General features: G+C 67.5%; 12 protein-coding genes. 9 read left to right on the forward strand and 3 right to left on the reverse strand.

Annotated features, from left to right (window positions below; genetic code table 11):
- Positions 1-167 precede the first annotated feature (167 nt).
- The 4 genes from J7360_RS12820 to J7360_RS21415 all read left to right on the forward strand — a co-directional run bounded on the left by J7360_RS12820 (position 168) and on the right by J7360_RS21415 (position 3,538).
- Positions 168-1,133, forward strand: coding sequence for an NAD-dependent epimerase/dehydratase family protein (locus J7360_RS12820; protein WP_057660410.1), 966 nt, complete (start codon positions 168-170; stop codon positions 1,131-1,133).
- A 362-nt stretch (positions 1,134-1,495) separates the two neighbouring features.
- A complete protein-coding gene (locus J7360_RS12825; protein ID WP_003489074.1) occupies positions 1,496-2,218 on the forward strand; it encodes a glycosyltransferase family 2 protein in 723 nt (240 codons plus the stop codon).
- Complete coding sequence (locus J7360_RS12830; RefSeq protein ID WP_005914402.1) at positions 2,218-2,559, forward strand: lipid-A-disaccharide synthase N-terminal domain-containing protein; 342 nt, start codon at positions 2,218-2,220, stop codon at positions 2,557-2,559. The genes J7360_RS12825 and J7360_RS12830 overlap by 1 nt, the downstream gene beginning before the upstream one ends.
- Positions 2,560-2,974: 415 nt before the next feature.
- Positions 2,975-3,538 carry a hypothetical protein gene (locus tag J7360_RS21415; protein ID WP_042675175.1) on the forward strand — a complete coding sequence of 188 codons (564 nt, stop codon included), beginning with the start codon at positions 2,975-2,977 and terminating at the stop codon, positions 3,536-3,538.
- Positions 3,539-3,617: 79 nt separating this feature from the next.
- On the opposite strand, the gene J7360_RS12835 is transcribed toward J7360_RS21415, so the two are convergent.
- Genes J7360_RS12835 through coaBC form a run of 3 tightly spaced genes read right to left on the reverse strand, consistent with a single transcriptional unit; the run spans position 3,618 to position 7,715 of the window.
- On the reverse strand, positions 3,618-5,963 hold the full coding sequence (locus tag J7360_RS12835; RefSeq protein ID WP_099804772.1) for a phosphomannomutase/phosphoglucomutase: 2,346 nt from the start codon (positions 5,961-5,963) through the stop codon (positions 3,618-3,620).
- Between the two features lie 13 nt (positions 5,964-5,976).
- Complete coding sequence (gene dut / locus J7360_RS12840) at positions 5,977-6,444, reverse strand: dUTP diphosphatase (RefSeq protein ID WP_007964142.1); 468 nt, start codon at positions 6,442-6,444, stop codon at positions 5,977-5,979.
- A complete protein-coding gene (gene coaBC, locus J7360_RS12845) occupies positions 6,441-7,715 on the reverse strand; it encodes a bifunctional phosphopantothenoylcysteine decarboxylase/phosphopantothenate--cysteine ligase CoaBC (RefSeq protein WP_057660414.1) in 1,275 nt (424 codons plus the stop codon). The genes dut and coaBC overlap by 4 nt, the downstream gene beginning before the upstream one ends.
- 60 nt (positions 7,716-7,775) lie before the next feature.
- Here coaBC and radC point away from each other — a divergent pair, with 60 nt between their 5' ends.
- The 5 genes from radC (at position 7,776) to J7360_RS12870 (ending at position 12,658) form a co-directional block, all read left to right on the forward strand.
- Positions 7,776-8,489, forward strand: coding sequence for a DNA repair protein RadC (radC, locus tag J7360_RS12850; protein WP_172955934.1), 714 nt, complete (start codon positions 7,776-7,778; stop codon positions 8,487-8,489).
- 86 nt (positions 8,490-8,575) lie between these two features.
- Positions 8,576-10,264: an arginine--tRNA ligase gene (gene argS, locus J7360_RS12855; RefSeq protein WP_057660415.1), complete on the forward strand. Its 1,689-nt coding sequence runs from the start codon at positions 8,576-8,578 to the stop codon at positions 10,262-10,264.
- Between the two features lie 179 nt (positions 10,265-10,443).
- Positions 10,444-11,325 carry an SPOR domain-containing protein gene (locus J7360_RS12860; RefSeq protein ID WP_007972634.1) on the forward strand — a complete coding sequence of 294 codons (882 nt, stop codon included), beginning with the start codon at positions 10,444-10,446 and terminating at the stop codon, positions 11,323-11,325.
- 6 nt (positions 11,326-11,331) lie between these two features.
- Positions 11,332-11,865, forward strand: a complete 534-nt coding sequence (locus tag J7360_RS12865) for a hypothetical protein (protein WP_057660418.1) — start codon at positions 11,332-11,334, stop codon at positions 11,863-11,865.
- A gap of 37 nt (positions 11,866-11,902) precedes the next feature.
- Positions 11,903-12,658 carry an SDR family NAD(P)-dependent oxidoreductase gene (locus J7360_RS12870; protein ID WP_057660420.1) on the forward strand — a complete coding sequence of 252 codons (756 nt, stop codon included), beginning with the start codon at positions 11,903-11,905 and terminating at the stop codon, positions 12,656-12,658.
- Positions 12,659-12,835: the final 177 nt, after the last annotated feature.

The raw sequence follows: 12,835 nt of genomic DNA on the forward strand, positions 1-12,835 counted from the left end.
CCTGGTGTGAGCTGCGAGCACGATGAATCGCGCATGGCGCAAGGCGCACCGCAGGCGCGTGGGCAGCATCGGGATGCCGGACCCGCTGGCGGCGGTGCCCGCGATGCGCTGCGCGTGCGCATCCGCAGCGCCCGCCTTTTGTTTCCGCATTTCCCAGGATCACAGCCATGACCATTCTCGTCACCGGCGCTGCCGGTTTCATCGGTGCCTACACCTGCCGCGCGCTGGCGGCCCGCGGCGAGACGGTGGTGGGGCTGGACAACTACAACAGCTACTACGACCCGCAGCTCAAGCACGACCGGGTGGCGACGCTGTGCCCAGGCCTGGATATCCGCAGGCTGGACCTGACCGATCGCGAGGGCCTGGCCGCGTTGTTCGATGAGATCCAGCCGACCCGCGTTGTGCATCTGGCCGCGCAGGCGGGCGTGCGGTATTCGCTGGAAAACCCACACGCCTACGTCGACAGCAACCTGGTCGGCTTCGTCAACATGCTCGAGCTGTGCCGGCACCGCGGCGTGCAGCACCTGGTGTATGCCTCGAGCAGTTCGGTCTACGGCGATTCGGCCACCCCGCCGTTTTCCGAAGACCAGCGCGTGGACCAACCGCGTTCGTTGTATGCGGCAACCAAGGCCGCCAACGAATTGATGGGCTACACCTATGCGCAGCTGTATGGCCTGCGCGCGACCGGCCTGCGCTTTTTCACGGTGTACGGGCCGTGGGGCCGGCCGGACATGGCACCGCTGATCTTCAGTCGTGCGGTGCTGGCGGGGCGGCCGATCGAGGTGTTCAACCACGGCAAGATGCAGCGCGATTTCACTTTCGTCGACGATATCGTGGCCGGTGTACTGGGCGCGCTGGACACGCCCAGCGACGCGCCGGTGCCGCACCGTGTGTTCAACCTGGGCAACCACACGCCGGTGGAGCTGGAGTACTTCATCGACGTGATCGTGCAGGCCGCCGGCCGCCCGGCCGAGAAGGTCTACCGGCCGATGCAGCCGGGCGACATGATCCGCACCATGGCCGATACGCAGCGTGCGCAGGCCGCCTTCGGATTCGATCCGGCGACCCCGGTCGAGCGTGGGCTGCCGCAGGTCGTGGATTGGTGCCGGCAGTATTTCGGCGAGCGCGCCTAGCGCTTGGCGGGGTTTGCTGCAGGGTTGCACGTGGGCGTCGATGGGGCGCGCTAGCGTGGGGCGCGGGGGCTGCCATGCGAGCCAGATGCAGGGCGTACTGTCCAGCCGTCCTGACGTACGACCGCATGGCAGATAGGCAATGCACATGGCGGTGCGTGCCAACTACGCTGCGCCGGAAGAGGACGCGTGATCGGCCCGCAAGCCCACGCCTTTGCAGCCTTGCCACATCCCTACCATTCGCTACAGGCTGCTTCCAACCGTTCCAATGCGCATAACGCGTGCATGCTTCATGCCTGACTCAGAGAGTCAGGGCACAATGCCCGATCTTTTTCGCTCAGCCTTCATCCGGCCACCCTGCAACCATGAGCCAACCTCAGCTGTCCGTCGTCGTCCCGGTATTCAACGAGCGCGATAACGTCGCCACGCTGGTGGGCGAAATCGTCAGCGCCCTGCGTGGCGTGGTGGCCTTCGAAATCGTGTATGTCGACGACCATTCGCGCGACGACACGCTCGCAGTGCTGCAAGGCCTGAAGAGCACCACACCGGAACTGCGCGTGCTGCATCATGTGACCCAGAGCGGCCAGAGCACGGCGGTGCGCAGCGGGGTGAAGGCCGCACGCGCCAGCTGGATCGCCACGCTCGATGGCGACGGCCAGAACGACCCGGCCGACATCCCCAAGCTGCTGATCGCGCGCAGCCAGGCGCAGGCGCAGGTGAAGCTGTTCGCCGGCTGGCGGGTCAATCGCCAGGATTCTGGCTCCAAGCGCTGGGCCAGCAAATGGGCCAATGCGATCCGCTCGCGCATGCTGCGCGACAATACGCCCGACACCGGCTGCGGCATCAAGCTGTTCGAGCGCGAGGCATTTCTGGACCTGCCCTACTTCGACCACATGCACCGCTATTTGCCGGCGTTGATGCAGCGCGCCGGCTGGCGCACGGTGAGCGTGCCGGTCAACCATCGCCACCGCACCGCCGGCGTGTCCAAGTACAACAATCTCAATCGCGCCCTGGTCGGCATCCGCGACTTGCGCGGTGTGGCCTGGCTGATCACCCGCAGCAAGCGCACCGTGGTGCAGGAACGCTGATGGACCCGTCCTTTCTCGACCAACAACTGACCTGGCTGTACTGGACCGGCATCCACGTGACCGGGTGGAAGCTGATCGGCTATGTCGGCGCGCTGATGTTCGGCGGCCGCTGGCTGGTGCAGTTCGTCGCCTCCAAGCGCGCCGGCAAGCCGGTGATTCCGCGCCTGTTCTGGTACATGAGCGTGGTCGGCAGCTTGATGACGCTGAGCTATTTCGTGTTTTCGGCCAAGCAGGATTCGGTCGGTGTGCTGCAGAACCTGTTCCCGGCGTTTACGGCGTTTTACAGCCTGTATCTGGATGTGAAGCATCGTGGGTGGAAACGGGATAGGGCCGGTCATTGAGGCGGGGATTCGGGATTCGAATCGCCTGGTCCGGAGAGTTGCCGGTGATCGAACGCTGTAGGTGAGCACCGTGGCGGGTCGAGACGATCCGGGTGCGTGTTACTGCAAAGCGCATTGCTGCATGTCATTTCCGGTGATCGATCGTCGTTGGCGATGCCTCGACGTACGAAAGCGATCCGGGCGCATTGCATCTCACTGGCCAGGTTTTGGGGTGTGATGCATGGTGATTGATGAGCGCCTGCGCGCATTGACGTGATCCGGGGCATCCACCCGATGCAGCGCAGAGTGCCGAAGGCGTGGCGATATCGCTGACCGCTGATGCCTGCTTTTCGGACACGCCACTGCGCGCGCGGCCGACGCGATGATGGGGTGCCCGCCGATCTTGCCGCTCCTGCGTCGCTGGCAACCTGTGAACATGTCCAGTGCGCTCCGTCATCGCCCCCCGTCCACGCCGACGCTTGAAGCCGCGTATTGGCATCTGCGGCTGCCCACGCATCAGCACGTGCCGTTGTTCGCGGACTGGCGCTGCGCTCGCGCTGCGGCGGCCAGCCTGGCACTGCCCCGCCATTGGCAAGGTGCGCGGTTGCTGTGCTGGGTGCTATTGCCTGACACGTGGTGCGGGTTGCTGCAGGCACCGAGCAGGTCGGCATTGCTGCAATTGGCCGCGACGGCGCGACTGAGGACTGCCGATGCAGTCAATCGCGCACGCGGGCGTGGGGGAACGGTGTGGCAGCCGCAGATGCAGGTGTCGGCGCTCCCGCTGCTAAGCGATCATCGACAGTTCGCCCGCATGCTGGTCGCATTGCCCCTGCGGGCAGGGCTAGCCGAGCAGGTGGGCGGGTATCCGTACTGGGACGCAGTATGGCTATTGCCTGACGGTCATGACGCTGCATCGATCACCACGCAACGCGGTCGTGCTGAGCGACTGGAACAGGTGGAACACACGGGTGACCGCGTACGCCGACGCGATGCCGGATGACGGACCGCCGCGTCGCGCACCGGCCCAGCTGCGCTGCCGCTCCACAGGCAACGCAGCGGACGGTCTCCGGATCCGGCAATCAGAACGCCAGGGGATGCTCCGGCAACAACGTCTGCAGTTCGTTGCGGAACAGCGTGCGAATCCGCTGCAAGGCGGCTTCGCTGTCGGCTTCGAACCGCAGTACCAGGATCGGGGTGGTGTTGGAGGCGCGTACCAGCCCCCAGCCGTCGATGAAGTCCGCACGTAGTCCATCGATGGTCGACAGCCGCGCCGATTCGAACGGCGATTCTTCGCCGGTCTGCGCACGCGCGACAAATTGCGCGACCAGCGCATGCGCATCGCCTTCCACCGGCACCTTGATCTCCGGCGTGGAGACACTTTCAGGCAAGGCATCCAGCACCTCGGACGGCGTCTGCTCGCGCTGGGCCAGGATTTCCAGCAAGCGTGCGGCGGCGTAGATGCCGTCGTCAAAGCCGTACCAGCGCTCCTTGAAGAAGAAGTGCCCACTCATCTCGCCAGCCAGTTCGGCGTCGGTCTCGCGCATCTTGGACTTGATCAGCGAATGCCCGGTCTTCCACATCAGCGGACTACCGCCGTTGCGCAATACGTAGTCGGACAGCTTGCCGGTGCACTTCACGTCGTAGATGACCAGTGCGCCAGGGTTGCGCTGCAGTACATCGGCGGCGAACAGCATCAGCAGGCGGTCGGGGAACACCATCGCGCCTTCCTTGGTCACCACGCCCAGGCGATCGGCATCGCCATCGAACGCCACGCCGATATCGGCATCGAAACGCTGCACCATCTTCACCAGATCGTTGAGGTTGTGCGGCTCGCTCGGATCAGGGTGATGGTTGGGGAAGGAGCCGTCGATATCGCAGTACAACGGCACCACTTCGGCGCCGATCGCTTCCAGCAGGCGCGGTGCGATCTCACCGGCCACGCCATTGCCGGCGTCCACCACCACCTTGATCGGGCGATCGAGCTGGACGTCGTCGGCGATGCGCTGGATGTAGGCATCGCCGATGTCGCGCTGTTCCAGTTCGCCAGGCGTGGCGGCGGTATGCAGGCGGCCTTCGTTGATGCGCTGGTGCAGTTCGGCGATGGCCGCGCCGGACAAGGTCTCGCCGCCGATCACGATCTTGAAGCCATTGTAGTCCGGTGGATTGTGGCTGCCGGTCACCGCCACGCAGCTGCCGGCACGCAGCTCGTAGGCGCCGAAGTACACCACCGGCGTCGGTGCCAGGCCGATATCGGTGACGTTGCAGCCGGCGCGGCGCAGGCCTTCGATCAGGCCGTTGCTCAGCTCCGGCCCGGACAGCCGGCCGTCGCGACCGACCACCACATCGCGCAGTCCCTGCGCCTGCATCACGCTGCCGATGGCCTGGCCGATCAAGGCGGCAACGCCGGGGTTGAGGTCTTTGCCGACCACGCCGCGGATGTCGTAGGCACGGAACATCTCGGCGGCGACCTGCACCGCCGGCACCAGCGCTGGCGGTGCTGGCGATGCCTCGGCGTCCAGCGCGCGTGCTTCGCTGGCAACGCTGGCGTCGTGCTGCAGGCTCTGACTGAAGGTGGGTTCATCGACACTGGATTGGTCAGCCACCCGACGCCGCGGCAAGGCCACCTGCCCCCGGCTGGCCAGCACCAGCAGCACCGCAATGATCAGCAGCAGTGCCGCCACGATGGCGCAACCGACGGTGCCCAGACCCAGTGGGCCACTATCGCCTTGCGGCACTGCCGCAGCCACGCGCAAGCCGCTGTTCCCAAGCGGCCTGGCCAGCGTTTCGGCCACATCGGCCAGTGCCACGTCGCCCTGCTGGGCCACGTTGTAGCTGCCCTGGCGCACGGCCAGGTAGGCACTGTCTGGCGCCGCAATCGCATCCAGCGGGCCGGTCAGGCGCAGTAACGGCAACCGCGCATACGCCACCGCCGGCTGCCCGCCAAGGCGCACCGCGGCAGCCACGCCCAGGCGGACTTGTTTGGCGTCGCGCACGACCCGGACCTGCGCACGGTCGGCCACCTGCGCCGATTCGAGCAGGCTCAGACGCGCGTACCCGAAATCCTTGGGGTTGGCATAGGCCGCGGCAAGGTCGCCAGGCAGCACCTGGACATCCTCGGCGCCTTTGAAACGCTCGCGGATGGCCGATGCGGCCGCCAGCGCGTCGCCACCGGCCAACGCCGCGATGACCGGCGGCTGCTTGAGCACCGCATCGAGCCCGCTGGCCTGCGTGGCCATGGCCTGGCCCACGTCCTGCACCGCGCGGTCGCGTGCCTGCTCCAGCCCTTGCGCCACCGCATCCTGGCGCCATTGCGCATAACTGTTCCAGCCGAACCAGACGGCCAGCAACAGCAAGATGCCCCCCAACACCGGACCACTCGTACGCACGCTGGACATCCCCTGCCTGCGCTCGTTCGCCTTGCTCATGTAATTTCCCCTGTCAGCGCACGCCGGTGTGGCCGAATCCACCCGCTCCCCGCGCGCTGTCGACGAAAGTATCCACCACTTGCAAGCCCATACGCACGATCGGCAGGATCACCAGCTGCGCGATGCGGTCGCCGGGCTCGATGGTGAAGGCCTCGCGGCCGCGATTCCAGGTGCTGATCAGCAGCGGCCCCTGGTAATCGGCATCGATCAAACCGGTGCCATTGCCGAGCACGATGCCGTGGCGATGGCCCAACCCCGAGCGCGGCAGGATCACGGCGCACAGTTGCGGGTCGGCCAGATGGATCGCGATACCGCTGGGGATCAAGGCCGCATCGCCCGGCTGCAGCGTCATCGGCGCCTCCAGCGCGGCGCGCAGGTCCATGCCCGCACTGGATTCGGTGGCATAGGCCGGCAGCGGCCACAGATCGCCGAAGCGCGGGTCGAGCAACTTCACCTGCAGGGACTGGGTTGGGGGGCTCATGCCTGCAATCTCTCCGCGATCAGGGCCAGCAGTTGGTCTGCCAATTCGGTCTTGCTGCTGCTGGGAAACACGCGCTCGCCGCCCTGCCAATAGGCCGTGGCTGCGTTATTGTCGCTTTCGAATCCGCCGCCTTCGATCCCTACCTGATTGGCGATGATCAGGTCCAGGCGCTTGGCCGCCAGCTTGCCACGGGCGTAATGCTCCACATCGTGCGTTTCGGCAGCAAAACCGACCACCAGTTTCAGCGCGCCGGTCTGTGCGGCGACCTCGGACAGGATGTCCGGGGTGCGCACCAGTTCCAGGGTCAACGTTTCGCCGGTCTTCTTGATCTTCTGCGACACCACCCGCTTGGGGGTGTAGTCGGCCACGGCGGCAGCGCCGATGTAGATGTCGGCCGGGAATGCACCCAGCACCGCGTCGCGCATCTGCGCGGCCGAGCGCACGTCGATGCGCTGCACGCCATCCGGGGTGGTTTGATGCACCGGCCCGCTGACCAGCACCACATCAGCGCCCTGCTTGGCAGCCGCGGCGGCCAGAGCATAGCCCATCTTCCCGCTGCTGCGGTTGCCGACGTAGCGCACCGGGTCCAGGTCTTCGAAGGTGGGGCCGGCGCTGATCACGATGCGCAGGCCCTCCAACTGCGCGCTGCTGGGGATGAAGACGGGCGCGGCGACGCTCCTGGCGCCCTCCGGGGCAGTGCTGGCGGCCGCCGCGCCACCGGCCAGCGCAGCAAGGATCGCCGCCGGTTCGGCCAGCCGCCCGGGTCCGGATTCGCCCTCGGCCAGCGGGCCGTCGTCAGGGCCCACCACCGTCACCCCGCGCGCGCGCAGGGTGGCGATGTTGGCCTGGGTGGCCGGATGCAGCCACATGCGGTGGTTCATGGCCGGTGCCACGGTCAGCGGCGCGGTCGTGGCCAGGCACAGCGTGGTGACCAGATCGTCGGCCAGGCCATGCGCCAGACGCGCCAGCAGGTCGGCGGTCGCCGGGGCGACGATCACCCGATCGGCCCAGCGCGCCAGTTCGATGTGGCCCATCGCCTGCTCGGCGGCGCTGTCCCACAGCGTGGTGCGGGTGGGCTGCCCGGACAATGCCTGGAAGCTGAGCGGGGTCACGAATTGTTGCGCACCGCCGGTCATGGCGACCTGCACCTGCGCACCGGCGTCGCGCAGGCGACGGACCAGTTCGAGCGATTTGTAAGCGGCGATGCCTCCGCCGACGCACAGCAGCAAACGCTGTCCGTCCAGGGGGCGGGCCTGAGTGGAGCCGATCACGTCGGGGTCGTCCTACGGTTACAAGGACAACTAGATTAGCCGATGCCCCTGCTTGGCCTGATGGGCGTCGGCGATGAGCACCGGCAATCTCGCCATATGCACATACACGACTGGCCCACCCACGAACGCCCGCGCGAGAAACTTCTGGCGCGCGGGGCCACTGCCTTGTCCGATGCCGAGCTGCTGGCGATCTTCGTCGGCTCCGGCTTGCGCGGCCAGGATGCGGTGCAGACCGCGCGCGATCTGCTGCACCGGGATGGCCCGCTGCGCCTGTTGCTGGACCGCCCGGCCAAGGCGCTGGCGCGCCTGCCCGGGCTGGGCCCGGCCTCGGCCTGCAAGCTCGCCGCTGCGATGGAACTGGCCCAGCGGCACCTGATGAGCGCGCTGGAGCGCGGGGAGGCCCTCAGCGACCCGCCCAGCGTGGGCCGCTACTTCTCGCAGCGGCTACGCGCGCGGGCCTATGAAGTGTTCGCGGTGCTGTTCCTGGACAACCGCCACCGCGCCATCGCCTTCGAAGAACTGTTCACCGGCACCATCGACGGGGCCGACATCCACCCGCGCGAAGTGGTCCGGCGGGCGCTGCTGCACAACGCGGCGGCGGTGATCGTCGGGCACAACCACCCGTCGGGTAATCCGGAGCCCTCCGAGGCCGACCGCGCGGTCACCAAGCGCCTGCTGGACAGCCTGGAGCTGGTGGACATCCGCCTGCTGGACCATTTCGTCATCGGCGATGGTCGGCCGGTGTCGTTCGCCGAGCGCGGCTGGCTGGAATGAGCAGTGTGCGCTGACCTGAACCATTGCTCGGACCCTGCGGCACGCGGTCGGGTAAAATCGCTGGTTTGGTTCCAAGCAGATCCCACGTGAAAGCCCTACTCCGCGCACTGATCGGCCAAGGCATTGAAGCCTTGCGCGCCAATGGCACCCTGCCCGCCGACACCCTGCCGCCGGATTTTGTGGTCGAGCGACCCAAGACCCGCGAGCACGGCGACTTCGCCACCAACGCCGCGATGCTGCTGGCCAAGGCTGCGCGCAGCAATCCGCGCGCACTGGCGCAGGCGCTGCTGGCGGCGCTGCCGGCCAGCGACGACGTGACCAAGGTGGAAATCGCCGGTCCGGGCTTCATCAATTTCCATCTGGCCCCCACCGCGTATCAGCGCGAAGTGGCGCATGTGATCAAGCAAGGCCACGACTACGGGCGCGGCTTGGCCGGCAACGGCCGTTCGGTGGGCGTGGAATACGTCTCGGCCAACCCGACCGGACCGCTGCATGTCGGCCACGGCCGCGCCGCGGCGATCGGCGACAGCCTGGCGCGCGTGCTCGATGCCAACGGCTGGAACGTCAAGCGCGAGTTCTACTACAACGATGCCGGCGTGCAGATCGAGAACCTGGCGCTGTCGGTGCAGGCGCGGGCGCAGGGGCTCACGCCCGATAGCGCGGGCTGGCCGGAAAACGGCTACCGCGGCGACTACATCGCCGATGTGGCCAATGCCTACCTGGCCGGCGACACCGTCGATCTGGAAGGCCATCTGGTCACCGGCACCAAGGATCCGGCCGATCTTGAAGCGATCCGCCGCTTCGCGGTGGCGTACCTGCGTAACGAACAGAACCACGACCTGGCTGCGTTCCGGGTCGATTTCGACATCTACTTCCTGGAAAGCTCGCTGTACAAGGACGGCAAGGTCGAAGAAGCGGTGCAGAAACTAATCGCTTCCGGCCACACCTACGAAGAGGGCGGCGCGCTGTGGCTGAAGTCCACCGACTTCGGCGACGACAAGGACCGCGTCATGCGCAAGTCCGACGGCACCTACACCTATTTCGTGCCGGACGTGGCCTATCACCTGACCAAGTGGCAACGCGGCTACGAACGCGCCATCACCGAACTGGGCGCCGACCACCACGGCTCGCTGACGCGCGTGCGCGCCGGCCTGCAGGCGATGGAGCTGGGCATCCCGCAGGGCTGGCCGGAATACGTGCTGCACCAGATGGTCACGGTGATGCGCGGCGGCGAAGAAGTGAAACTGTCCAAGCGTGCCGGAAGCTACGTCACCCTGCGCGACCTCATCGAAGAAACCAGCGCCGATGCGGTGCGCTGGTTCCTGATCGCGCGCAAGCCCGATTCGCAGCTGACCTTCGATATCGACCTGGCGCGCGCGCAGAGCAACGACAACCCGGTGTTCTACGTGCAGTACGCGCATGCGCGGGTATGCAGCGTGCTGCGCCAGGCGCAGGAAAAGGGCTACAAGTACGACCAGGCCCATGGTCTGGCCGAGCTCGCATGCCTGGACGACGAACACTCGCTGGCGGTGATGCTGGAGCTGTCGCGTTACCCGGAAGTGGTGGAAATCGCCGGTCAGGCGTTGGAGCCGTACCAGATCGCGCAATACCTGCGTGAATTGGCGCACGCCTTCCACACGTGGTATCACAACAGCAAGGTGCTGGTGGACGCTGCCGCCGAGCGCGACGCCAAGCTCACCCTGGCGGTCGCCACCCAACAGGTGCTGGCCAATGGCCTGGAACTGCTCGGCGTCAGCGCTCCGGAAAAGATGTAAACAGGCCGTAGCTTCCAGGCGCCATCGCAGGCAGCGGCGCAGCGCATGGCGCTGCGGTAGGCGCCGGCCTGCCACCTCGGGCGCCGATGGCGCTCACCGGGCAATCAGCGCAGCGGCGCGCGTTGCCACAGCAAGTCGGGCCAGCGGGCCCGCAACGACACGATTCGGAGAAGTGGTAGATGGCAGCACGACGCGGTAAGAGTCAGGCCCGGCGCAACACCAGCAACGGCACCCCCGGTTGGGTATGGCTGGTGGCTGGCGCCGCGATTGCGGCAGTGATCTTCCTGGCCGCACCCAACCTGTTCAAGAAGGACGGCGACGGTTTCCTGCGCGTGGGCCCGCGTGCCAATCCGGACGCGCAGCCCGAGCCGGTGGCCGATGCCGACGTGGACACGCCGGCCGAACTGCCCAAGCCCAGCGCGCAGCCGCCCAAGCCGCAGGCCAAACCCGGCGATGCGCAGACCCAGTACGACTTCTACACCTTGCTGCCCGGCAAGGAAGTGCAGATGTCCGATGCCGAACTGGCGGCCAGCGCGCGCGCCGAAGAGGCCGCGCGTGCGCGTGCGGCGCTGGAAGGCAAACCCGTGCCCCCCGCACCCGGCGCCAGTGTGGCAGCCGCCACACCGGCCGCCAGCGTCCCGACGCCGTTGAAGGAAACCACCGCCAGCGTACCCAAGCCGCTGCCGGAAACCGCCCCTGCGCGCCCGGCCGCCACGCCGGCTCCGGCCAGCACCGCCGCACTCACCGCGCCGGCCGCCGCGCCCAAGCCCGCCGCAACTGCCGCCGCTGCAACAGCGACGACGGCTGCTGCGCCGGCGGTCGCCGACAACACCCGCTACATCCTGCAGGCCGGCTCGTTCGGCGCCTCCGGCGATGCCGAATCCACCAAGGCCAAGCTGGCGATGATGGGCCTGGCCGCACGCGTGGAATCGGCCGACATCAGCGGCAAGACGGTCTATCGCGTGCGCATGGGGCCCTACGGCAGTGCCAGCGAGCTTGCCGAGGCCAAGCAGAAGCTCACCGGCAGTGGCCTGTCCGCCATCGCGATCAAGGCGCAGTAAACGCCCGTGTTGCGACGTATCGCTGGCATGTTGCTGGGCGTCCTGGCGTGGGCCGGCCCGGCGCAGGCCACCGATCAGCTGCCCGACCTGATCCAGATCGACGGCCAGCAGGCGACCCTGCTGGCCGAACCCTTGTCCGGCCCACTGGACGACCCAGCCACCTGGAAGCGTTTCGTGGCGCACGCCGGCAGCGCGCTGGGCAGTTGCAGCGCCAACTGGCGCGGCTACCGCGCTTACTGGCGTCTGGACGGACACCAGCTGTGGCTCGATCGCGTGGTCTTGGGCGCCTGCGCCGAGGCACCGCCCACGCTGCCGTTGGATGTCCTGTTCCCCGGCCAGCCAGCGCCAGTGCCCGCCGCCTGGGTGGATGGCGAATTGATCGTGGCGCTGCCCGCCACCGCCACGAGCGCTGCGCACGCACCGGCCCCGTACGTGGCGCTGCAGCTGCGGCGTGGCCACGTCGTCGCACGCCAGGCCCTGACCGACGAGCTGCTGCGCGCGCGGCATGCCGCAACGGCGAACCCGCGGCCTGCTCACTGAATCTGCCTCCCGCCCCCTGTCCTCCCTGGAGTTCCCCATGTCCAAGACCGTCCTGATCACTGGTGCCACCTCCGGATTCGGCAGCGCCGCCGTGCGCCGCTTCGCCGCAGCCGGCTGGAAGGTCATCGCCACCGGCCGTCGCGCCGAACGCCTGCAGGCGCTGGCCGCTGAACTGCCGGCCGGGCAGGTACACGCCGCCGCGTTCGACATGCGCGATGCACACGCCTTGTCGGACGCGATCGACGCGGTGCCGGCCGCATTCGCCGAGATCGACGTGCTGGTCAACAACGCCGGCCTGGCGCTGGGCACCGCGCCCGCGCAGCAGGCCGACCTGGCGCAGTGGCAGCAGATGATCGACACCAATGTCACGGCGCTGGTCACGCTCACCCACCGCCTGCTGCCGGCGTTGATTGCGCGCCGCGGCGCCATCATCAACATCGCCTCGGTGGCGGCAACCTACCCATACACCGGCGGCAACGTCTACGGCGGCACCAAGGCCTTCGTGCAGCAGTTTTCGCTGGGCCTGCGCTCTGACCTGCACGGCACCGGCGTGCGCGTGACCTCGATCGAACCGGGCATGGCCGAGACCGAATTCACCCTGGTGCGCACCGGCGGCAACCAGGCCGCGTCGGACACGCTGTACCGTGGCGCCACCCCGATGACGGCAGAAGACATCGCCGAACAGATCTTCTATGTCGCCAGCCTGCCGGCGCATTTGAATATCAACCGCCTGGAAATCATGCCGGTGACGCAGTCCTTTGCGGGGTTCCAGGTGGCCCGCGACGCGCAGTGAGGCGTTGCAACGACGCAAGGGCCTAGGCGGTGAGCGCGCAGTGCGCCAGGCACACCCCCCCGCTGCGCCGCGTAAGCGGTACGGAGCATCGAACGGAGCATCGAAAAGCCGCGCACTGCGCGGCTTTTCTTTGCATCGGCGCTGCAGATTCGCAGCAATTGCGCAGACCGGTTGCCT

This window comes from Xanthomonas sp. D-99 (assembly GCF_017746145.1).
GTDB lineage: Bacteria > Pseudomonadota > Gammaproteobacteria > Xanthomonadales > Xanthomonadaceae > Xanthomonas > Xanthomonas cissicola.

Bases quoted from the DNA above. Each gene is read 5' to 3' on its own strand.
- J7360_RS21415 (WP_042675175.1), top strand. From the start codon at position 2,975: ATGTCCAGTGCGCTCCGTCATCGCCCCCCGTCCACGCCGACGCTTGAA.
- J7360_RS12820 (WP_057660410.1), top strand. From the start codon at position 168: ATGACCATTCTCGTCACCGGCGCTGCCGGTTTCATCGGTGCCTACACC.
- J7360_RS12825 (WP_003489074.1), top strand. From the start codon at position 1,496: ATGAGCCAACCTCAGCTGTCCGTCGTCGTCCCGGTATTCAACGAGCGC.
- J7360_RS12870 (WP_057660420.1), top strand. From the start codon at position 11,903: ATGTCCAAGACCGTCCTGATCACTGGTGCCACCTCCGGATTCGGCAGC.
- J7360_RS12860 (WP_007972634.1), top strand. From the start codon at position 10,444: ATGGCAGCACGACGCGGTAAGAGTCAGGCCCGGCGCAACACCAGCAAC.
- J7360_RS12835 (WP_099804772.1), bottom strand. From the start codon at position 5,963: ATGAGCAAGGCGAACGAGCGCAGGCAGGGGATGTCCAGCGTGCGTACG.
- dut (WP_007964142.1), bottom strand. From the start codon at position 6,444: ATGAGCCCCCCAACCCAGTCCCTGCAGGTGAAGTTGCTCGACCCGCGC.
- radC (WP_172955934.1), top strand. From the start codon at position 7,776: ATGGGCGTCGGCGATGAGCACCGGCAATCTCGCCATATGCACATACAC.
- J7360_RS12830 (WP_005914402.1), top strand. From the start codon at position 2,218: ATGGACCCGTCCTTTCTCGACCAACAACTGACCTGGCTGTACTGGACC.